This is a genomic window from Helicobacter pylori NQ4053 (assembly GCF_000274605.1).
Taxonomy (GTDB): domain Bacteria; phylum Campylobacterota; class Campylobacteria; order Campylobacterales; family Helicobacteraceae; genus Helicobacter; species Helicobacter pylori_CV.
In genome coordinates, this window is record NZ_AKNV01000004.1 from 188,031 (window position 1) to 211,157 (window position 23,127).

General features: G+C 40.6%; 11 protein-coding genes and 2 pseudogenes. 8 read left to right on the plus strand and 5 right to left on the minus strand.

What is annotated here, in order from left to right; all coding sequences use genetic code 11:
* Window positions 1–5: 5 nt before the first annotated feature.
* A pseudogene (gene pta / locus AYS37_RS04080) lies at window positions 6–1,557 on the minus strand (phosphate acetyltransferase).
* Window positions 1,558–1,709: 152 nt separating this feature from the next.
* On the opposite strand from pta, the gene fliK reads away from it, so the two are divergent.
* The 8 genes from fliK (at window position 1,710) to alpB (ending at window position 13,938) form a co-directional block, all read left to right on the plus strand.
* Entirely contained in the window at window positions 1,710–3,266 is a 1,557-nt protein-coding gene (fliK, locus tag AYS37_RS04085) for a flagellar hook-length control protein FliK (RefSeq protein ID WP_001140011.1), read from the plus strand.
* A gap of 50 nt (window positions 3,267–3,316) precedes the next feature.
* Window positions 3,317–4,339, plus strand: a complete 1,023-nt coding sequence (gene flgD / locus AYS37_RS04090) for a flagellar hook assembly protein FlgD (protein WP_000963322.1) — start codon at window positions 3,317–3,319, stop codon at window positions 4,337–4,339.
* Entirely contained in the window at window positions 4,336–6,153 is a 1,818-nt protein-coding gene (locus AYS37_RS04095) for a flagellar hook protein FlgE (protein WP_001000273.1), read from the plus strand. The genes flgD and AYS37_RS04095 overlap by 4 nt, the downstream gene beginning before the upstream one ends.
* Before the next feature lie 44 nt (window positions 6,154–6,197).
* The gene (locus AYS37_RS04100; protein ID WP_001874603.1) at window positions 6,198–6,785 is read left to right on the plus strand and encodes a hypothetical protein; all 588 of its coding nucleotides are present in this window, start codon (window positions 6,198–6,200) and stop codon (window positions 6,783–6,785) included.
* A gap of 9 nt (window positions 6,786–6,794) precedes the next feature.
* Entirely contained in the window at window positions 6,795–7,946 is a 1,152-nt protein-coding gene (locus AYS37_RS04105) for an Eco57I restriction-modification methylase domain-containing protein (protein ID WP_000427114.1), read from the plus strand.
* 3 nt (window positions 7,947–7,949) lie between these two features.
* Complete coding sequence (locus AYS37_RS04110) at window positions 7,950–9,977, plus strand: ATP-dependent helicase (protein ID WP_000894574.1); 2,028 nt, start codon at window positions 7,950–7,952, stop codon at window positions 9,975–9,977.
* Window positions 9,978–10,788: 811 nt separating this feature from the next.
* Window positions 10,789–12,333, plus strand: a complete 1,545-nt coding sequence (gene alpA / locus AYS37_RS04115) for a Hop family adhesin AlpA (RefSeq protein WP_000592401.1) — start codon at window positions 10,789–10,791, stop codon at window positions 12,331–12,333.
* Window positions 12,334–12,354: 21 nt separating this feature from the next.
* Window positions 12,355–13,938: a Hop family adhesin AlpB gene (gene alpB, locus AYS37_RS04120; RefSeq protein ID WP_000812510.1), complete on the plus strand. Its 1,584-nt coding sequence runs from the start codon at window positions 12,355–12,357 to the stop codon at window positions 13,936–13,938.
* A 965-nt stretch (window positions 13,939–14,903) separates the two neighbouring features.
* Here alpB and hofG read toward each other — a convergent pair.
* The 4 genes and pseudogenes from hofG to carB form a co-directional block, all read right to left on the minus strand.
* Complete coding sequence (gene hofG, locus AYS37_RS04125; protein WP_000806975.1) at window positions 14,904–16,448, minus strand: outer membrane beta-barrel protein HofG; 1,545 nt, start codon at window positions 16,446–16,448, stop codon at window positions 14,904–14,906.
* A 321-nt stretch (window positions 16,449–16,769) separates the two neighbouring features.
* A pseudogene (locus AYS37_RS04130) lies at window positions 16,770–19,212 on the minus strand (TonB-dependent receptor domain-containing protein).
* A 183-nt stretch (window positions 19,213–19,395) separates the two neighbouring features.
* Complete coding sequence (locus AYS37_RS04135) at window positions 19,396–19,827, minus strand: hypothetical protein (RefSeq protein ID WP_001230018.1); 432 nt, start codon at window positions 19,825–19,827, stop codon at window positions 19,396–19,398.
* 4 nt (window positions 19,828–19,831) lie between these two features.
* Complete coding sequence (carB, locus tag AYS37_RS04140) at window positions 19,832–23,089, minus strand: carbamoyl-phosphate synthase large subunit (protein WP_001126530.1); 3,258 nt, start codon at window positions 23,087–23,089, stop codon at window positions 19,832–19,834.
* Window positions 23,090–23,127: the final 38 nt, after the last annotated feature.

Below are 23,127 nucleotides of genomic sequence, written 5' to 3' on the forward strand. Positions count from 1 at the left end.
GTCAATTAATCTTGCGCTTGAATGGCGCTAATCAAAACGGTGTTAATAATATCTTCCACTAAAGCGCCCCTACTCAAATCGTTAATGGGCTTGTTCAAGCCTTGTAAGATAGGCCCTATCGCCACGGCTTTAGCGCTCCGTTGCACCGCTTTATAAGCGATGTTCCCGGCGTTTAAATCCGGGAAAATAAAAACGCTAGCTTGCCCGGCCACTTGGCTGTTAGGCCTTTTTTTCTTCGCTACGCCTTTATCTATGGAAGCGTCAAATTGTAAAGGGCCATCAATTTCTAATTGGGGATCTAACTTTTGCGCGATTGTTAGGGCTTCGTTGATTTTATCCACCATTTCGCCTTGAGCGGAATCGCCTGTCGCATAAGAGAGTAGGGCCACTTTAGGCGCAATATTGAATTGCTTAGCGGTTTGCGCAGAAGTGGTAGCGATCTCGGCTAATTCTTTAGGGCTAGGGTTAGGGATAATCGCGCAATCCCCAAAGACGAACACTTGAGTGTCCAAACACATTAAAAACACGCTTGAAACCAAGCTCACGCCGGGCTTAGTTTTAATGATTTGTAAAGCGGGTCTAATGGTGTCAGCTGTGATTGACCCCAGAAACCATGGCATGCGCGTAGCCTAAATGCACGAGCATGGTCGCAAAATAAGTTTTATCCAACGCTAATTGCTCGGCTTCTTGCTCACTCAATCCCTTTGATTTTCGCAATTCATACAAGCTTTTAGCGAATTCTTCTCTATAATGCGAGGTGTTGGGATTAATGATTTCTACATTTTCCAAATTCAAGTTTAAATTTTTCGCTTGGGAATTAATAACCTCTTTATCGCCTAATAAAATCAATCCTACCGCACCCATAGCGTTCAAACGATGCACGGCTTTTAAAATCCTTTCATCTTCGCTCTCGGGTAAAACGACTTTTTTAATCTGATTTTTAGCCTTTTTTTCCAAACTCCTTTGAAAGGCTAAAGGGGTAATAATCTCGCTTTTTGTTTGCAACAAATTTTCAATCGCGCTCGCTTCTAATTCGCATTGTTGCTTACAAAGAGACGCGCTCAAAAAATGTGGTTTTTCAAGCGTTTCGCCCGCAAATAACCCTATAGCGAAAGAGGCTTCTTTTTTAATGATATGAGAATGCATGGCTTTCAAATATTCCAAACTCGTTTGCGCGACAGCCACCACAGGAGCGTTTAAATGCTTGGCTAAAATGGTGTTTAAATCTAAAAGAGCGTTTAAGAAAAACTTCGGCGCATACCCTAAATTAATGACAAAATCATGCGTGGATTGTAATTCATCATAGCGTTTGAGAATCGTTTCAAATAGTAACTCTTCTTGAGTGGTGCTCACAAGCTCTAAAGCCTTTTGTTTGTCTATGGCGCTATGAACCTCTAAAGAGCTTAGACCCTCGCACTCCCCCAAGCTCTCGTACTCCCCATTAATGGGTGAAAACAAGGCGATTTTTTGATAGCGTGGTTTTAGCGTTTTTAAAAGACTCTTACAAGCAACCCCTAAAACTTCGGTATCCTCTGGGTAAATCCATAAACTTTGCATGCCAATCTCCCTAAAATTATCGTTTTTATTTAATTGTAGCAAAATTTAATTAAACCTAAACGAAACCATAGTTTTTAAAAAGCGCTCTTTAAGGAACTCTTTTTGCTTAACTCCCACCATGTAAAATAAAAGAGTTGTTTTAAAGGATAACCATGCCATCTCCTGTTAATCCCATTCACACCAACGCAAGCGCCAACTCAAACGCTTTAATAAATAGCGGAGCAAAAAACGAAGACACCAAAAACGCCCCTAAAAGCGCATCAAAGGATTTCAGTAAGATCTTAAACCAAAAGATCTCTAAAGACAAAACCGCCCCTAAAGAAAATCCTAACGCTTTAAAAGCTACGCCCAAAGACGCTAAAACGCTTGAAAAAACCCCTACACTACCCCACCAACACGCTCAAAATCCCGCTAAAGATCAACAAGCCCCTACCCTAAAAGATTGGCTCAACCACCAAAAAACAACCGCTTCGCATGAAGCTCAACATGAAACCCATGAGCATGAAACTAACCCCAAAACCCCTAATGAAACTTTAAACAAGAATGAAAAAAAGCCTAATGGAGTTACTTCTAACGCTCATCAAACAAACTTAGCTAGTAAAAACCCTATAACCCCCACCAACCACGCCAACAACGCTATCAAAACCCAAACCACCCCAACCCATAACGCTAAAGAGCCAAAAACCCTTAAAGACATCCAAACGCTCAGCCAAAAACATGACTTGAACGCCAGCAACATTCAAGCGGCCACGACCCCAGAAAATAAAACCCTCTTAAATGCAGGCGATCAGTTCGCCTTAAAAACAACGCAAACGCCCACTAACCACACCCTTGCAAAGAACGACGCCAAAAACACCGCTAACCTTTCTAGCGTTTTGCAATCTTTAGAAAAAAAAGAATCGCACAATAAAGAACACGCAAACCCCCCAAATAATGAAAAAAAAACGCCCCCTTTAAAGGAAGCTTTACAAATGAACGCCATTAAAAGGGATAAAACGCTTTCTAAAAAAAAGTCAGAAAAAACCCCTATTCACGCTAAAACCCAGACCACAGCCCCAAGCGCGACGCCAGAAAATGCCCTTAAAATCCCTCTTAAAACGCCCCCTTTAATGCCTTTAACAGGAGCTAACCCTCCTAACGATAATATTCCAACGCCCCCAGAAAAAGAAGAAACAACTAAAGAAGCAAGCGATAATAAAGAAAAAACTAAAGAATCTAGTAACAGCGCTCAAAGCACGCAAAACGCCCAAGCTAGCGATAAGACAAGCGACAATAAAAGCACCGCCCCTAAAGAGACGATCAAGCATTTCACCCAACAATTAAAACAAGAAATCCAAGAATACAAACCCCCCATGAGCAAGATCTCCATGGATTTATTCCCTAAGGAATTGGGCAAGGTTGAAGTAACCATTCAAAAAGTGGGTAAAAACCTTAAAGTGAGCGTGATTTCTCACAACAACAGCTTGCAAACCTTTTTGGACAACCAACAAGATCTTAAAAACAGCCTGAACGCTTTAGGCTTTGAAGGGGTGGATTTGAGCTTTTCGCAAGATTCTTCTAAAGAGCAACAAGCCCCCAAAGATCAACCAAAAGAGCCATTCAAAGAACAGGAATTAACCCCCCTAAAAGAAAGTGCTCTAAAAAGCTACCAAGAGAACACGGACCATGAAAACCAAGAAACGAGCATGCAAATCACTCTTTATGCGTGATTTTAAGCGAGTTTGCTCTATAATAAGACATCTTTAATAAGGAAGAGATCATGGCCATTGATTTAGCAGAAGTTACAGGAGCTAAAGCCGCGCAAGAAAGGAAAAAAGAGCAGCCCACGATCGCTAACGGGTTGGATAAAAACGCTTTCATGAAACTCTTTTTAGAGCAATTGAAAAATCAAGACCCCACCGCTCCTATGGAAACGGATAAAATCATCACCCAAACCGCACAGCTCACGCAAGTGGAAATGCAAGAAGAAAATAAAAAAACCATGCAAGAAGTCGCCAGTGCCATGAAATCCAATAAAGAAACTAACGAATCCTTAAAAGACTTTCAAGGCGCTTTAAAAGACACCATGGAAAACCTTAATAAAGGCATGGACGATAGCTTGAAGGCTAACAACGCTTTAAGGGAAGTAACGGCCCTTAATTCTGTGAGCATGATAGGCAAAATCGCTGAAACCGATGTGAGTGGGGCGAATTTTGATGGCAACAACAAGCTTTCTTTTTCGCTCTTTTTTGATGAAAAAATTGACGCTTCTAAAGGAGTGCCAGCGATTCAAATCCTAAACGAAAACAATGAATTAGTCAAAACGATTCCTTTAAAAGATTATAACGGGCAAAAGGGGTATATCAATTTTGAATGGGACGGCACAAACGAAAAGGGCGAAAAAGTCCCTAAAGGCAATTACAAAATCAAAGCTGAATACAATTTAGACTCTCAAAGCAAGCAGTATTTGCAAACGCGCATTGGTAGGGGCGAAGTGGAAAGCGTGATTTTTGATAAAGGCAAGCCCATGTTAAGAATGGGCGAAATGGTTTTACCCATAGACAGCGCGATAGAGTTTTACAAACCGGATCAAAAACCGCTTGATCAAAAACTCTCGGATCAGAAGCCTCAAAAGCTCTCTGAACAAAAACCGCAAGAACCCATTGAACAGAAAATCTCGGATCAAAAATTCTCGGATCAGAAGCCTCAAAAAATCTCGGATCAAAAACCACTTGAACAAAAAGCCCTTGAACAGAAAATCTCTGAACAAAAACCCCAAACTCCCCCTAAAGAGACAGCATGAACGACACCTTATTAAACGCTTATAGCGGGATTAAAACCCACCAGTTTGGTATTGACAGCCTTTCCAATAATATCGCCAATGTCAATACTTTAGGCTATCGCTCCAATGATCCGGAGTTTAAGACCTTATTTTCTTCGCACTTAGACGCTTTGAACGCCAAATCCGTTGTGGCTAACGACCGAAATTATGGCGTTACAGGCTCAGGCAATGTCCTTTCTAATAAAGACGGGGAATACATGCCAAGTGAGGGGGAATTCCACATGGCGTATCAAGGGAAGGGCTGGTTTGTGATAGGGCCCAATAAAAATGGGGAAATGACCATTAATAAAGACGGCTTTAGCAAAAAACAGGATAATTTCTTAACCCGCGCTGGGAATTTCGCCAGGGACGCCGATGGCTATTTAGTAACCCCTGAGGGCTATTATGTTTATGGCATTGATTTGAAAAAAATCAAAGACGGCACGCTCAATTCCACCGCCAGAGATGAAGACATTGAAAAATTGCATGGCAACACCCTTTCGCCCTTACAAATCCCCCAAGATTTGACTTACCAGCCCGTGCTTAGCACGAAAGTGAATATCAGCGTGAATTTAAACCCTAAAGACCATTTAAAGGGCGTGCAAGATTTTTTCTTAAACGATAAGGGCGAGATTATTAAGGAGCGTTTTTTAAACCAGGACATTAACGCTTTAGCGAATGACGATAACGAGCCCATAGACGCGATCACTAATCGTAAATTAAATGTCAGTATCCAAAAAGAAGATGGCAAAAAAGAAGATTTTGTTTTCACTTATGGGGACGCTGAAAAAGGCGAAAACCAATTCAAAACTTTAGGCGATTTGCAAAAACTCCTTAAAGAAAAAACCGGGCTAGACCTAAACCTCATCAAAAGCGAAAAAGACGCCAAAAGCCCCCCCCTATTATTAGAAATCGCTAATCCTAGCGAAACGCCTATCACCTTTAGCTTGAGTGGGGGCATTGCGGATAAATTGGGCTTGAATGCGAACGGAATGGAATTGAAAAAGGGCATTAGCAGGGATTCAGTGGCGATTAAAATCCCTTATTACAGCACAGAAGTGGATATTTATGATAAAGCCGGGGATAAATACTTGCTCCAAAGCGAATATTACATGACCAATTCCAACGATCCCACATCAAGCCCCACGAGTAAAAGGAAAAACCAAACTTGGGAAGTGAAAAGCTACATCGTGGATCCCAAAAACAAAACCCCTATCAATGATCCTACTTGGGAAATTGTCGGCTTTGATTCAGCCACGCATAAGATGAAATCTGCCCCCATGACTTTGGATTTTAAGGGTAATAAGCTCACCTATTCTTTAGATAAGAGCGAAAACCATGATTCTAGCGATTTGTCTTACCAAGATTCTAAACTCTTAGAAGCGAGTCAAGACGGCAAGCCTAGGGGCATTTTTAGAGACATGCGCATTGAAGAAAATGGCGTGATTTCTCTAGCTTTCAGTAACGGGGTGGTGGAGCCGGTCGCTCGCATCGGTATTTTAGCTTTCACTAACGATCAAGGATTGAGAAAAATCGGCGGTAACCTCTATGAAATGCAAGAAGGCACCATTAATGGCGAAAACAGACCCCTAAGCGGTAACCCCATTTTAGGGTGGGACGAAGAGGGCAAGCTCAAGTTTGGGAAAATCAGGCATAAATATTTAGAAACGAGCAACGTGAATGCCGGGAACGCCCTAACCAATCTCATTTTAATGCAAAGAGGCTATTCTATGAACGCTAGAGCCTTTGGCGCGGGCGATGACATGATTAAAGAAGCCATTAGCTTGAAAAAATAAGGGGCTAAATAAAGATAAAATACCCTTTTTAATAAGGATATTTAATGATACCCACACAGCTTAATGAAATTGCAGAATTTTTAAAAACGAACCCTTATCATTTGTCTCAACCCTTACAAGATGGGCGATTGAATTCATCGGTCAATGAAGAAGAAATTTTAAATACCATTAAGGGTAATTTTCCTATCCAACTGCCAAGAGCTAGAGAGTGGTGGGATTTTAGTTTTAAAAAAAACGATATTTTTTATCCTGTTAATATTAAAACCACCACCACAAAAACCGCTGACAATCTTAATGGTAAATTAGGGATTTATTATGCGTTGTGTGGCTTATTACCGGAATTTAATAACGAAATCGCATGGGAAAAATACTTTCAAAAACTGCATAAATACTTAGGCAAAAACACCGATAGAGACTATTATTTTTTAATTATCAACAAAAACGATCCTAAAGATATTTTTATCAATTCCTTAAAAGGTATTCAAACTCTTCAGCCAAATGGCAATAACTTGCCCTTCCAATGCAAGTGGGATAACAACAGAGAAATCGTTCAAAGAAACTTTATTGAAAGTAAAAATTTCATCTTAAGCGCTCTAGCTAAAAGTGTAACTCTAAGGGCTAATATTTATTAAGAGAAGTTTTTGGAGAATTTTTTGAATAATTTAGACATTAAAACTTTAGGGCAGATTTTCACCCCTAAAAATATAGTGGATTTCATGCTCACTCTCAAACACAATCAAGGGAGTGTTTTAGAGCCAAGCGCTGGCGATGGGAGTTTTTTAAAGCGCTTAAAAAAGGCTGTAGGGATTGAAATCGATCCTAAAATCTGCCCTAAAAATGCCCTTTGCATGGACTTTTTTGACTACCCTTTAGAAAACCAATTTGACACCATTATCGGTAACCCGCCCTATGTCAAGCACAAGGATATTGCGCCAAGCACGAAAGAAAAACTCCATTACAGCCTTTTTGATGAAAGGAGTAATCTATACTTGTTTTTCATAGAAAAAGCGATCAAGCATTTAAAGCCTAATGGCGAATTGATTTTCATCACCCCAAGGGATTTTTTAAAATCCACTTCCAGCGTGAAATTAAACGAATGGATTTACAAAGAAGGCACGATAACGCATTTTTTTGAATTAGGCGATCAAAAGATTTTCCCAAACGCCATGCCTAATTGCGTGATTTTTCGTTTTTGTAAGGGTGATTTCAGTAGAATCGCCAACGATGGTTTGCAATTCGTGTGCAAAAAAGGCATTTTGTATTTCCTCAACCAATCTTACACGCAAAAGTTAAGCGAGGTTTTTAAGGTTAAGGTGGGGGCAGTGAGCGGGTGCGATAAGATTTTTAAAAATGAAACATACGGGAATTTAGAATTTGTCACCTCAATCACCAAAAGAACCAATGTTTTAGAAAAAATGGTTTTTGTCAATAAGCCTAATGATTATTTACTCCAGCATAAAGACAGCTTGATGCAAAGAAAGATTAAAAAATTCAATGAAAGTAATTGGTTTGAATGGGGGAGGATGCATCACATATCCCCTAAAAAACGCATTTATGTCAACGCCAAAACGCGCCAAAAAAACCCCTTTTTCATCCACCAATGCCCTAATTATGACGGCTCTATTTTAGCGCTATTCCCTTATAACCAAAACTTAGATTTACAAAACCTCTGCGACAAACTCAACGCTATCAACTGGCAAGAATTAGGCTTTGTGTGCGATGGGCGTTTTTTGTTTTCGCAACGCTCTTTAGAAAACGCTCTTTTGCCTAAAGACTTTTTAAATCTAGGATAAAACTTGTTAGAAACTTTGCAATTAAACCCTGAGCAACTAAAAGCGGCCAAGGCTTTACAAGGGCATAATTTAGTGATTGCAAGCGCTGGCACAGGAAAGACTTCTACGATTGTGGGGCGCATTTTATACCTGCTTGATAACGGCATCAAGCCTGAAGAAATCTTGCTTTTGACTTTCACCAATAAAGCGAGTAATGAAATGATTGCCAGGGTGGCTAAATATTTTAAATTAAGCTCCAAAATTGAAGCGGGTACTTTCCATGCGGTAGCGTATCGCTATTTAAAAGAGCATTACCCAAACTTAAGCCTGAAGCAACCTAAAGAATTGAGAAAACTTTTAGAAAGCATTGTGGACACTAAAAACGCCATAGATGACGATAAAAAGCCCTACACTTCACAGCATCTCTACGCCCTCTATTCGCTTTACACTAACGCTCTAAAACAAGAAGATTTTAGCGCTTGGCTTTCTCATAAAAGCCCTGAACACGCACCATACGCCGCCTTTTATGAAAACGTTTTAGACGAATTTGAAAACACTAAAAAAAAGCATGATTATATTGACTATAACGACTTACTGCTATTATTTAAAAAAGCGATGCTAGAAAGACCTAGCCCTTATAAAGAAGTGCTTTGCGATGAGTTTCAAGACACTAACCCCCTACAAGAATCCATTTTAGACGCTATCAACCCTCCCAGTTTGTTTTGCGTGGGCGATTACGATCAGAGCATTTACGCTTTTAATGGGGCGGATATTTCTATCATTTCTAATTTCACTCAAAAATACAAAAACGCCCAGGTTTTCACGCTCACCAAAAACTACCGCTCTTCTAAAGAGATTTTAGATCTTGCTAATCAAGTGATACAACACAACGAGCGCATTTACCCTAAAAATTTAGAAGTGGTGAAATCAGGGAAATTCAATAAACCCACGCTTTTAAATTACAACGACAATATCGCGCAATGCCAAGACATCGCCAAACGCATTGTCATGCGAAAAGATTTTAAAGAAGTGGCGGTGATTTTTAGGAATAACGCGAGCGCGGATCAATTAGAAGCCGCTTTAAGATCCCACAACGTGCCAAGCAAACGAAAAGGGAGCGCGAGCTTTTTTGAATCTAAAGAAGTGGCGTTAGCGTTAGATATTTGCATGCTGCTATTTAACCCTAAAGACATTATGGCAGCCATTCACATTTTAAGCTATATCAGCGATATTGGCTCTAACACCGCTAAAGACATTCATGAAGCCTTGATGCTTTTAGGCAATGGCGATCTCAAACTAGCCCTAACCCACCCAAGCAAAGAAGCCAAAATTTACACGAAGAAAAAAGAAATCACCTCCATGGGGCTTTTTGAAGAAATTTTTGCCCTAGAAAACAGCTCAAGGTTTAATAGCGTGATAGATAAGGCGTTTCATTCGCACCCGGTGTTGATGCACCCTAAAATCTCACTCAATGGGGCTAAAATGCTCAGCGATTTTTTCATTCTTTATATCAAAGCCCCTACCCATTCCCCTAGCGCTTTAATCAAACACATTCTAGAAAGCGCGTTTTTTCAAACCTTTAAAACACGCCTTTTAAAAGAGCGATCCAAAAATAAGGACGGCTCTTATAACGAATTTAAAAAACTCCAAGCGCAAAAACGCTTCAATGAAAAAATGGACTTGCTGAGTTCTTTGGCGAAAAATTACCAAAATTTAGGGCGTTTTTTAAACGGCACTTTAATAGGATCTAGTGAAGCCACGCAAGGCTGTGGCGTGAATCTGTTGAGCGTGCATGCTTCTAAAGGCTTAGAATTTAAAGATGTTTATATTATAGATTTAATGGAGGGCCGTTTCCCTAACCACAAACTCATGAATACCGGTGGAGGTATTGAAGAAGAGCGGCGGCTTTTTTATGTCGCTATCACAAGGGCTAAGGAAAATTTATGGCTTTCTTATGCGAAAAACGAATTGAGAGAAAACGCCAAACCGAAAGAGCATAAGCCTTCGGTGTTTTTGTATGAAGCGGGACTTTTGAAACCTGATTCAAAATAAAATTGGTTTTTGTATTGTTTGTTTAAGCAAAAGATGATATGATTATAGCGGTAGTTAAGCCCCTAAGAGCTAGGAACTCTTAAGAGCTTGTTTTTAATAAAGTGGCAGTGTTAAGATAACCACTAAAACTATCGCTATAAAAATGAATTTCATGGTAGTGCCTCCTAACGGAGTGCCACCCACTGCAATCTCCCAACCCATTAGATCAGAAACCACTAATTGCTCCAAATTCGCTTAACACTAGAATTACTACCATGTCATATCATTTGAGTATTATAATGGGATTTTTATGAGATGTAAGAAAAATACAAAAAAACGCTAGTAAGATTTTAAGCTTGTGCTAGAGCCAAAATTTTAGTATAATGGCGTTGCGAAGGCCATTAAAACTATGATTACCAATAATAACTTCATAGTTGGTTATCTCCTTTCGGGGTAACCGCCCACTATTAGACCCTAACATGCTCCAAATTTTCACAACAAAAGAGATAACTTAAAATGACTATTTGCGTTGGCGTGATTTTACATTAAAAAGCCTAAAAATGCCAAAAAGCGTTTTTAAAACCCCAAAAATTTAAGGCTAATCCCCCTATGAAATCCCGTTTTTTTTTTTTTGTAAAAAGCGCTCCAATTGTTGTAACTTTATTGCTTTATAAGGGGTCTTTAAGGGGATTTTTAAGGTTAGTTTAATTTTTCTTATGTGAAAATATCACAATTACATCTGACAATTTGTATTACTAAATATTATTTACTGATGTAACTTAAATCCCAAATTTAAACTCAATCAAGGAGCATCCCATTGATAAGGAAAATTATGATAAAGAAGAATAGAACGCTGTTTCTTAGTCTAGCCCTTTGCGCTAGCATAAGTTATGCCGAAGATGATGGAGGGTTTTTCACCGTCGGTTATCAGCTCGGGCAAGTCATGCAAGATGTCCAAAACCCAGGCGGCGCTAAAAGAGACGAACTCGCAAGAGAGCTTAACGCTGATGTAACGAACAACATTTTAAACAACAACACCGGAGGCAATGTCGCAGGGGCGTTGAGTAACGCTTTCTCCCAATACCTTTATTCGCTTTTAGGGGCGTATCCAGAGAAACTCAATGGTAACGATGTGTCTGCGAACGCTCTTTTAGGGGGTGCGGTAGGCAGTGGGACTTGCGCGGCTGCAGGGACGGCTGGTGGCAATTCTCTTAACACTCAAAGCGCTTGCACCGCTGCGGGCTATTACTGGCTCCCTAGCCTTTCTGACAGGGTTTTAAGCACGATCGGTAGCCAGACTAACTACGGCACGAACACCAATTTCCCCAACATGCAACAACAGCTCACCTACTTGAATGCGGCGAATGTGTTTTTTAATGCGATGAATAAAGCTTTAGAGAAAAATGGAACTAATGGAACTAGTGGTGCGACTGGTCAAAATGGTCAAACTTACTCTACACAAGCTATTGCTTACCTTCAAGGCCAACAAAATATCTTAAATAACGCAGCGAACTTGCTCAAGCAAGATGAATTGCTCTTAGAAGCTTTCAACTCTGCCGTAGCCGCCAACATTGGGAATAAGGAATTCAATTCAGCCGTTTTTACAGGTTTGGTGCAAGGCATTATTGATCAATCCCAATCGGTTTATAACGAACTCAGTAAAAACCCCATTAGCGGGAGCGCGGTTAATAACGCTGGGATAAATAGCAACCAAGCTAACGCTGTGCAAGGGCGCGCTAATCAGCTCTCTAACGCTCTTTATAACGCGCAAGTAACTTTGGATAAAATCAATGCGCTCAACAATCAAGTTAGAAGCATGCCTTACTTGCCCCAATTCAGGGCCGGGAACAGCCGTTCAACGAATATTTTAAACGGGTTTTACACTAAAGTGGGCTATAAGCAATTCTTCGGGAAGAAAAGGAATATCGGTTTGCGCTATTATGGTTTCTTTTCTTATAACGGAGCGAGCGTGGGCTTTAGATCCACTCAAAATAGCGTAGGGTTATACACTTATGGGGTGGGGACTGATGTGTTGTATAACATCTTTAGCCGCTCCTATCAAAACCGCTCTGTGGATATGGGCTTTTTTAGCGGTATCCAATTAGCCGGTGAGACCGTCCAATCCACGCTCAGAGATGACCCCAATGTGAAATTGCATGGGAAAGTCAATAACACGCACTTCCAGTTTCTCTTTGACTTCGGTATGCGGATGAACTTCGGTAAGTTGGACGGGAAATCCAACCGCCACAACCAGCACACGGTGGAATTTGGCGTAGTGGTGCCTACGATTTATAACACTTATTACAAATCAGCAGGGACTACCGTGAAGTATTTCCGTCCTTATAGCGTTTATTGGTCTTATGGGTATTCATTCTAAGAAAGGGGGGAAGAGACAAACATGAAACAAAATTTAAAGCCATTCAAAATGATTAAGGAAAATTTAATGACACAATCTCAAAAAGTAAGATTCTTAGCCCCTTTAAGCCTAGCGTTAAGCTTGAGCTTCAATCCAGTGGGCGCTGAAGAAGATGGGGGCTTTATGACCTTTGGGTATGAATTAGGTCAGGTGGTCCAACAAGTGAAAAACCCGGGTAAAATCAAAGCCGAAGAATTAGCCGGCTTGTTAAACTCTAATACGACAAACAACACCAATATCAATATTGCAGGCACAGGAGGCAATGTCGCCGGGACTTTAGGCAACCTCTTTATGAACCAATTAGGCAATTTGATTGATTTGTATCCTACTTTGAATACCTCTAAACTTTCTCAATGCGGTAGCACTAATAGCAGTAGTGACGCTACTGCTGCCGCTACTACTAGCAATAGCCCTTGTTTCCAAGGCAACCTGGCTCTTTATAACGAAATGGTTAGCTCTATCAAAACTTTGAGTCAAGATCTCAAAAACAATATCTTTCAAGGCAACAACAACACCACGAGCCAAAACCTCTCCAACCAGCTCAGTGAGCTTAACACCGCTAGCGTTTATTTGACTTACATGAACTCATTCTTAAACGCCAACAACCAAGCGGGTGGGATTTTTCAAAACAACACTAATCAAGTTTATGGAAATGGGGTTACCGCCCAACAAATCGCTTATGTCCTAAAGCAAGCTTCAATCACTATGGGGCCAAGCGGTAATGGCGGGGCTGCCGGTGCGTTTTTGGATGCCGCTTTAGCGCAACATGTTTTCAACTCTGCTAACGCCGGGAACGATTTGAGCGCTAAGGAATTCACTAGCTTGGTGCAAAATATCGTCGATACTTCTCAAAACGCTTTAACGCTAGCCAACAACGCTAACATCAGCAATTCAACAGGCTATCAAGTGAGCTATGGCGGGAATATTGATCAAGCGCGCTCTACCCAACTGTTAAACAACACCACAAACACTTTGGCTAAAGTTAGCGCTTTGAATAACGAACTTAAAGCTAACCCATGGCTTGGGAATTTCGCTGCCGGTAACAGCTCTCAAGTGAATGCGTTTAACGGGTTTATCACTAAAATCGGTTACAAGCAATTCTTTGGAGAAAACAAGAATGTGGGCTTACGCTACTACGGCTTCTTCAGCTATAACGGCGCGGGCGTGGGTAATGGCCCTACTTACAATCAAGTCAATCTGCTCACTTATGGGGTGGGGACTGATGTGCTTTACAATGTGTTTAGCCGCTCTTTTGGCAGTAGGAGTCTTAATGCGGGCTTCTTTGGGGGGATCCAACTCGCAGGGGATACTTACATCAGCACGCTAAGAAACAGCCCTCAGCTTGCGAGCAGACCTACAGCGACGAAATTCCAATTCTTGTTTGATGTGGGCTTACGCATGAACTTTGGTATCTTGAAAAAAGACCTAAAAAGCCATAACCAGCATTCTATAGAAATCGGTGTGCAAATCCCTACGATTTACAACACTTATTATAAAGCTGGCGGTGCTGAAGTGAAATACTTCCGCCCTTATAGCGTGTATTGGGTCTATGGCTACGCTTTCTAAAAAAGCTCAAGGCCTTTTATAGGCTTTGATTGAACCCTTTAACCCCCCACTTTAAAAACAAACCTAAAAATCCCTATCAAATGTTATCAAATAATGGGATTAACCCCCAAGAACGCTTAAAAAATTTACTTGTGCAAGCTCTTTTATTGTGTTTATTTTAAAATGCACCTTGGAGTGTTTTTAACTTTCTGCGATTAGGCTTTGAACGAACCCTTTAACCCCCACTTTAAAAACAAACCCAAAACCCTTATCCAATAATCAAATATTGGAATTAACCCCTAAGAACGCTTAAAAATAAGAACGCTTTATTAAAAGCTAGCTCTCACAAAAAGCTCAACGCTCAAGGCTTATTGAGGTTTTAAAACGCTTGATTAAAAACTACCGCTTTAAAAAGCTTTGGAGCGCTTCAAAATTTTTATACTTAGAAAAACAACCCAAAATATTTATCAAATGTTGTCAAATATTGAGATTAACCCCCAAGAACGCTTTAATGGTGAAAGCGATCAAACGCTAAAGATATTTAGGATTTCTGTGGTTTAAAACTTTGTTTTATCGTTTTAAATTTTATGGTAAAACCCATTTTTTAAGGGGAACAACCCCCCAAAACTAAATCCCCCTAACCCAAGAAAACCGCTTTTAAAACCCCCAAGCAGAAATCCTAAACATCTTTAGTGTTTGGGGTGAATGCCGCTAATTTGCAGTATAACACCCCCATACATTTGCATCTAGCGTAGGAAGCGCGCAAAGTTACGCCTTTATAGATATGATGCGTGAGAGCTGTAAGGAATGCGTTGGAGCTCAAACTCTGTAAAATCCATTAGGCACACAGAACAAGAACCAAACTCTCCTCCAACATCAGGAAGCCCAATCGTCTTTAGCGTTTGATCACTTCACAAAACGAGCCACGCAAAGTATTATATTTTAAAAAATGCCTTGGAGTGTTTTTAACTTGCTGCGATTGGAAATCAAAACTTCAGCGTGAGGTTGGTCATCATGTAACTTCTGTCTTGGTAATTAGCGCTAAAATCGCCATCTGGGTTATTGAACTTGGGCGCTCCAAAATACCCTGCTTGATACCCTTTATTGATTCTAGCCCCATAATAAGTGATTCTAAAGTTGAGAAGAACCGATTCAGTGAACGCATAGCTCGCATTGAATTGCAAGGAGTATTCATTAGCCCTCCCCACTTGCCCTAACGCATTTTTATTCGCATGAGAGACGCGCCCAAAAACATGCCATGCAAAACGCTTATGGATCCCTCCAACAGAAGTGTAAAAAGTGAAAGTGTTCGCGTTAGTGATCGCATCAGCCAGCCCATCATAAGCCGTATTATCCCAAAAATCATAGCCAATCATTCCGGCATGCCTAGTCGTTACTGAGATTTCATTACTGATATAGGAAGTGTTATTACCCCTTGGCATCGTGTGAGAGCCTAAAAAAGCGTCCGAATTGCCAAAGGTGTTATAAAAGCCAATGGACCAGTTGAAATTATCCCACCAAAAAACCTGGCGGATATTCAAAGTAACGCCATTCCTCCCCAACAACGATCCATGGGGCGTGCTGTCTTCTAAACTATAAGTGTTTGTCTCTGGGTTATACCACCCCCTATAGTATAAAGGGAAAGTTGTCATGATCATGCTTTGAGAGCGAAAGCCGACATTTTCAAAATTCCTATTCGTGTCATAGACTAGCTTAAAGCCAGGAGCGTTATAAGTCTTAGGTGCAAAATAATAAAAAAATTGAGCGTCTAAACCTTTATAAGAATAAGTCGTGGTGATCCCATGCCAGCCGTAATTGATGAAATCGTTGCTGTTATTAGGATTGCCTCCCTTTTTCAAATAAGGCACTGTCGCAAAAAACTCATAAATCCAAGAGTTAAACGCCAAACCTCTCCCAAAAGAGCTCCACCACCAAAACCTTAACCTTTGCGTTTCAGTCTTATAGGGCTGATAATACACTTCCCACCCCTGATTCGATCCGCTCATAAAATCAATATTCGCTTCATAACGCCCCGCTTTAAACCCAAAAACATCTTTGTAATCGTATCGTAAAAAAGCGGTATCCACCACATAAGGCCTTGCATGATAGCTCGCTGATTGAGAAGTCCCCGCATAAGCAGGGCCAAGATACTTATTAAAAAAGTATCCATGATAGCCCCCAATGAAATTCTCTACAATTGAGCCAAAAATCTTCCCGTTAGCTTGGTTAATATAATATTTAGTCTTATCGTAAGGAATGGCTGCAATCGCCCCACCCAAAGAGACAGAGAGCCTATGGTTTTCGGTGCCTTTAGGGAGTAAATTGACTTTGACTTGCGCTAAAGTTACAATATCTATAAAACTTTCAGTAGGATAAATCCCTTTTTTAGTATTGATTTGCGAATTGTTAAAACCAATCTTAGAAAAGTTCTCCACACGACCACTAAACCGATAATCAAAAGCTTCTACAGGACACAATAAAAACGATAAAAGCGATAAAGAAGAAGTCAGAAAATACTTTTCTTGCTTCATTAAACTCTCCCTAATTTTAATTGTATGATCTTTTTTGTTTAGATTATAATTATAATCAAAAAAAAAACAGCATGAAGTTAAGATATTAATTAAAATCCGCAACCCTATTTTACAAAAAATAACCTTTCATTGTAAATTGGTTTAAAATTAAAGGATTAAAATCATATATTTGTTACTTCTAAAGAGCGTTTTATTTTTGATTGGACTCATTACGCATGAAATTCTCGCTTCTTTTAACCCTCTTTTTTGTTTTTGCGCGAGCGTTTTTATTTCTTCACTTCTTTAATCGCTTCAAAGAAAATAGCCACACGCGCTCAAATTTTAAAACTTATAAGAAATTTCAAACCTAGCGTTAAAGCCAGGCTCTGCCATGCCCCTTGCGTATTTGTCTTGATTGGGTTTCATCAGGACTCATTACCGGGCTTGCTTGATCAATGTATTGTTGGTTAAAAACATTGTTAAACACCGCGTTCAGGCTCAACCCTTTGAGTTTTTTGTAAGTGGGCTTGTAAGTGATAAAGAAACTGCTCACCCCATAACCGGGTTTATGCACATGAAAAATCCCGGGCGTTTTAGGGCAATTACTAGGCCGTCTGTCAATATCCGTAGGGCCGTTACGATAAGGGCTATAAGAGCAATAGCTCAAATCCGTAACAAAGCGTGAAAGCCAAGTGATGCTAAGGCCTGTGCGTGGGATTATATAGCTTGCCGTTAAAATAAACACATTGCCGGTTGTAGCCGCCAATTCATACACGTCAGCGATCAAACGCCCCTTTAAAGAAGGCCATGATCGCGCCACGCTCAAGCCTAAAGAAAAGCCCTTGTATTTAGCTGTCCCTGAAACTTCATAACCCGGCACATAAATAATATCTTGCGCGGGCAAATTGGTGACAAAAAGCGTTGAAGAAAATTGATTGATGTAATTAGAAATCAGTTGGACAAAACCGGCAGCCCTGAAATCAAAATACTTACTGCTGTATTCGGTGTTAAATTCCACATTTTGCCCAATCTCTGGCTTTAAATTGCGGTTATAGCGCAAATTATCTTGACGCATCCACACCAAACCTCCAGGCATAGGGCCTCTGGTTACATACGCGTAAGAAAGCCTGAAATTCAAATTTTCTAAAGGCGAGACATTTAAAGCCGCACTAGGGCTAAACCCTTGGGTTATGTGCAATTGCCAGTCTTTATCCACTAAAGTATAGACATCATAACGAGTCCCTGCCCCTAAAGTTACCATAGGGTGCAAGGTGTAATTCGCTTGCGCATACACCCCAACCACATTCGCCGTAGCGCCATTTCGTTGGCAACGCCCGTTCATGTTAGGATCATTAGGGCTTGTAACCCTTAAGCATGCGTCAGGGGCATCGCCGGGCTTGACTAATTCGCTATTAGGGATCGCTTTATCAAAAGTGGTTAAGTTTTGGTAATTCAACCCGTATTCCAAAAGATTGTCATTTTTATGATCTATGGTGTGGATCACATTCGCATTGAACCCGGAATTGATGATGAATAAATTTTTATTAGCCACCACAGAACCCCCTCCAAGGCTTTTAAAAGTGATGGAGCAAGTTTGTTTAGTAGCGTCATAAATGCCCCCTTGCGCCACGCATTGATTTTCTTCACCTTGAGAGAGCTGCGGGTTTGGGGTGAAAGGGATGATAGCCGCTATATCGCTAGGCCTAAAAAGCGGATCAATTTGGACATTTCTAATGCTTGTATAACCATTGATTTTTAATTTAGGATCACCAAAACGGCTCCCCCCTTCTCTTTCATAATTCAAACTCACGTTATGCACTAAATTGACGCTATAAGTTTTAAACAAACTAGCGTCATTTTCAAACAAGCAATCATCAGGGTTTTTCTCGTTAGGGAAAGCGTTAAAATCGCCGCAAGAATAGGGTAAAAAAGTGCCGGTAAAATTCGCTCTTAAAGGGCGATTAGCGTTATCTCTAGTCATGTTGTAACTGAGCGTTAAGGTATCTCTATCGCTCAAATAACCATTGATCTTAGCCATCACATTGTTTTGCTCGCTAGGGCTTGCTGTAACTTTATTCTCCGCTTTAGGGTCAAAAAGATTTTTCATCGCATTATCCCCATCACGATAATAAAAAATATTTTGGTGCGTGTAATACAAAAGCGCATCAAAATGATGGTTACGATAAGCGCCCATAATGGTTTCCCTGTCCCCAAAGTTGGTTAAAAAAGTGGCAGCCCCACTCATGGCGTAGTCTTTACCCTTAGGGATAAAATCGCTCGCGCTTCTAGTCTCCATTTTGATCGCACCAATCAAAGCCATAGGCCCCGCACTCGCTTGAGCCGCCCCCTTAGTAACCACCACGCTTTTAAGCATTCCAGGGTCAATAATCGTATTGCCTTGATGCCCATAGCTTGCGCCCATTTGCGCCGCGCCATCCACCGTAACCCTAGCCAATCTGTCTTCAATACCGCGCACATAAATTTTTTGCGCTATCACCGCACCTCCGCCCACATTGATATTGGGGTTTCTTCTAAACATGTCGCTGATTTGGTTGGCTTGCCTTCTTTCTAATTCCTTACTTGAAATGATTGTCTGGTTGTTGTAATTAAAGATTTTAGCCGCTTGAGTGGTAACTTTACCCAGAGTGTGTTGGGCGTTCTTTTCTTTTTTCCTTTCTGTCTTTCTTTCTTCTTTTTCTTCTTCTTTAGCCTCTAATTCAAACGTTCCTAATAAGGACAAAAAAATAGAAAAACTACAATATTTCCTAAAACGCTTGTCATTCATTCTTAAAATCCTAAATATGATAATAATTTCTCTTAAAAAATAAAGGTGTTATTATAATCAAAAAAATATTACAATCACCTTAAAAGAGCTAGCCATTTTTAACAAACAAATGATAAACTTTTAGAAAAATCCCACAAAAACCCCTTTCAAAACGCGCAGAATGCGAAATAATAAAGGGTAATTTTATCTTATTCTCACTTTTTTATTTTTATAAAGCCTGAATATTTTAGAACTAGTGCTTTCAAACAAACCCCTTTCATCGCTCACAATCACATCAGCGAGGCTGGAAGCGATTTCTTTATCATAAGCGCATTGGGTGAGGTTGGCTGAGGTGCTATAGAGCGTTTTAAAACGCTTTAAAAAATCCCCATGCCTGCCTTTAATCACACGAACGGCTTTAGAGTTAGGGTAAATAAAAGTAGTTTTAGCGCTTCTTCTGATGAGGTTTTTAAACGCGTTGGGCGCGCGCACCAGGCTTTTTAGGGTGCTAAAATCAACGCTTTCTATTAAAACGCTTTGGTTTTTAGGGCGCTTTTTTAAGGCGTTGAGCTTTTCGCTGTCTTTAGAAAGCAGTCCTATAGTGGTATCGCTTTGAACGAGATACACTAACGCCATCAAATTACTTCAAATAATCTTGTAAGGCTAACAACTCGTCTTTTTGAGAGCTTTCTTCTAACGCTAAAAGTAAGACTTCTATCGCGCTTAAAGTCGTGAAATAACTCACATGGTTTTTAAGCACAGAAGCGCGAATGAGTTTGGCATCATCTTGAGATTTGTGATCGCTGGTGTTGATAGCCATGCTGATTTCCCCATTCATCATCAAATCCATGATATTGGGGCGGCCTTCAGAGATTTTAAGCACTTTTAAAGACTTCACCCCGGCTTTTTCCAAAGCTTTATGCGTGCCTTCTGTAGCGCACAATTCAAAGCCTAACTGAACCAATCGTTTCATTAAAACGCACGCTTCTTCTTTATCCTTATCTTTAATAGAAACAAAAATAAGCCCCTTGTTTTTGATGGGGTTAAAGCAAGCCGTTTGAGCCTTAAAAAATGCAAGCCCTAAAGATCTAGCAATCCCCATCACTTCGCCGGTGCTTTTCATCTCAGGCCCTAAAATCAAATCCGATCCATAAAGTTTATTAAAAGGGAAAACCGCTTCTTTTAAAGCCACAAAATGGGGCATTTTAGGCTTATAAACGCCTTTAGAATATTCTACGATATTTTTTTTATCATAGAACTTCAAGGCTTCTTTCAAGTCTTCTAGCACCATAACCCTAGTCGCCACTTTGGCTAAAGGAACGCCTAAAGCTTTGCTTAAAAAAGGCACGGTTCGGCTGGCTCTGGGATTGACTTCAATCAAATACAGCGAATTTTCATAAACAGCAAATTGGATATTCAATAGCCCTACTACGCCTAAATGCAGAGCGATTTTCGCACTCACTCGCTCAATTTCATCTAAAATTTCAGGGCTTAGAGTGGAAGGGATAAAGCATGCAGAGTCGCCTGAATGGATACCGGCTTCTTCAATATGCTGTAAAATGCCGGCAATATAGACCTCTTTTTTATCGCAAATAACATCCACATCTAATTCCACCGCTTTTTCTAAAAACTTATCAATGAGGAGCGGATTTTTAGGGCTAACCTCTAAAGCATGCGTAACGCTTTCTAAATAATGGCACAATTCCTCAATATTTTCTAAAATTTGCATGTGTTGGCCACCTAGCACATAACTAGGGCGCACAATGATAGGGAAACCAATCACGTTAGCGATGCTATAAGCTTCATCAACGCTCTTAGCCATGCCGTTTTTGGGCTGCTTGATGTCAAGCTCTTTTAAAAAGAGGGAAAACTTTTCTCTATCTTCAGCAATGTCAATCACCTTAAAAGGCGTGCCAATAATGGGGGCTTGCATTTTAGCTAGATCTTTAGCGAGTTTTAAAGGGGTTTGTCCTCCAAAATGCACGATAATGCCATCCACTCGCTCCCTTTGAATGATGCTTTTCACGCATTCAAAATGAATGGGTTCAAAATAAAGCGTGTCGCTCGTGTCATAATCCGTGCTTACGGTTTCTGGGTTGCAATTGAGCATGACGCTTTTAATGTTCAAATCTTTTAAAGCAAAGCTCGCATGCACGCAACAATAATCAAATTCAATGCCTTGACCGATGCGGTTAGGCCCAGAACCTATGATTAGGATTTTCTTTTCTTGTTTTTCTTGTTTGTTTTCAATAGGGGGCAAAGGGTTAGGGGCATAGGTGGAATACAAATAAGGCGTGAGCGATAAAAACTCCGCCGCGCAAGTGTCCACTTCTTCAAAATTGGGCGCGATTTGTAAATTAGATCTAGCTAATTCCACTTCAAAAGGACTCACCTCTAAATTTTCATTTTCTTTGATTTTAGCGGCAATCCTGGCATCGCTAAAGCCTAAATTTTTAAGCCCTCTTAATTTTTTAGCGTCCGTTAAAACGCTAGAATTGATGCTTTCTTCTGCTTTGACTAGTTTTTGAATTTGAGATAAAAACCACCTGTCAATCTGGCATAATTCAAACACTTCATCAACGCTAACGCCGAGCCTGAACGCATCAGCGATATAGAGCAAGCGCTTGGGATTGGGCCGGCGGATTTCCTTTTTGATCGCTTCTAAATCTTTGCTTAAAGATTCAAACCCTAGCCAATTGTTTTCCAAAGAGCATAACGCTTTTTGTAAGGCTTCTAAGAAATTCCCCCCTATCGCCATCACTTCGCCAATGCTTTTCATAGAAGTCCCTAAAGTGCTAGAAACACCGGCAAATTTTTCAAACGCAAAGCGAGGGATTTTCACCACAATATAATCTAATGCAGGCTCAAAGCTCGCCGGGGTGTTGGTAATATCGTTTTTAATTTCATCTAAACTAAAACCCACCGCAAGCATGGTAGCGACTTTTGCAATGGGAAACCCGGTCGCTTTTGACGCTAAAGCGGAGCTGCGGCTCACTCGTGGGTTCATTTCAATCACGACCATTCTTAAAGTCTCTGGGTGGATCGCAAATTGCACATTACTCCCGCCCGTATCCACGCCAATTTCTCTTAAAATCGCAAAGCTCGCATCGCGCATGCGTTGGTATTCTTTATCGGTTAAGGTGAGGCTTGGAGCGATGGTGATGCTATCGCCGGTATGAACGCCCATGGGGTCAATATTTTCAATGCAGCACACAATGATGCAATTATCCTTGCTGTCTCGTATGACCTCCATTTCGTATTCTTTCCACCCCAATAAGGACTCTTCAATCAAAATTTCATTAATGGGCGAAGCGTCCAGGGCGTTTTTAGCCAATTCTTGAAACTCTTCAATATTATAAGCGACCCCACTCCCCCCACCAGCCAGAGTGAAACTCGCTCTAATAATGGCTGGAAAGCCAATTTCACTAATGGCTTCTAGGGCTTCTAACTCGTTATAAGCGTAACGCCCTTTAGGCAAATCCATCCCAATTTTTAACATCGCTTCTTTGAAAGCCTGCCTGTCTTCGCCTTTCTTAATCGCTTCAATCTTAGCCCCTAAAAGCTCCACGCCTTCTAACATGCCCTTTTGGTGCATTTGCATGACCGCATTCAAAGCGGTTTGCCCGCCCATTGTGGGTAAAATAGCGTCAATCTTTTCCTTTTTGATGATAGCGGCGATATTTTCTGGGGTGATGGGTTGGATATAAGTTTGATGAGAAAATTCAGGATCAGTCATCACGGTGGCCGGGTTAGAATTGATTAAAATCACTCTATAACCTAAAGATTTTAAGGTTTTACAACTTTGAGTCCCTGAGTAGTCAAACTCACAAGCTTGCCCGATCACAATAGGGCCTGAGCCTATCAGTAGAATGTTGGAAATATCGGTGCGTTTAGGCATAACTAATCCTTAAAGAAAGAATATAAAATGAAGTGTTA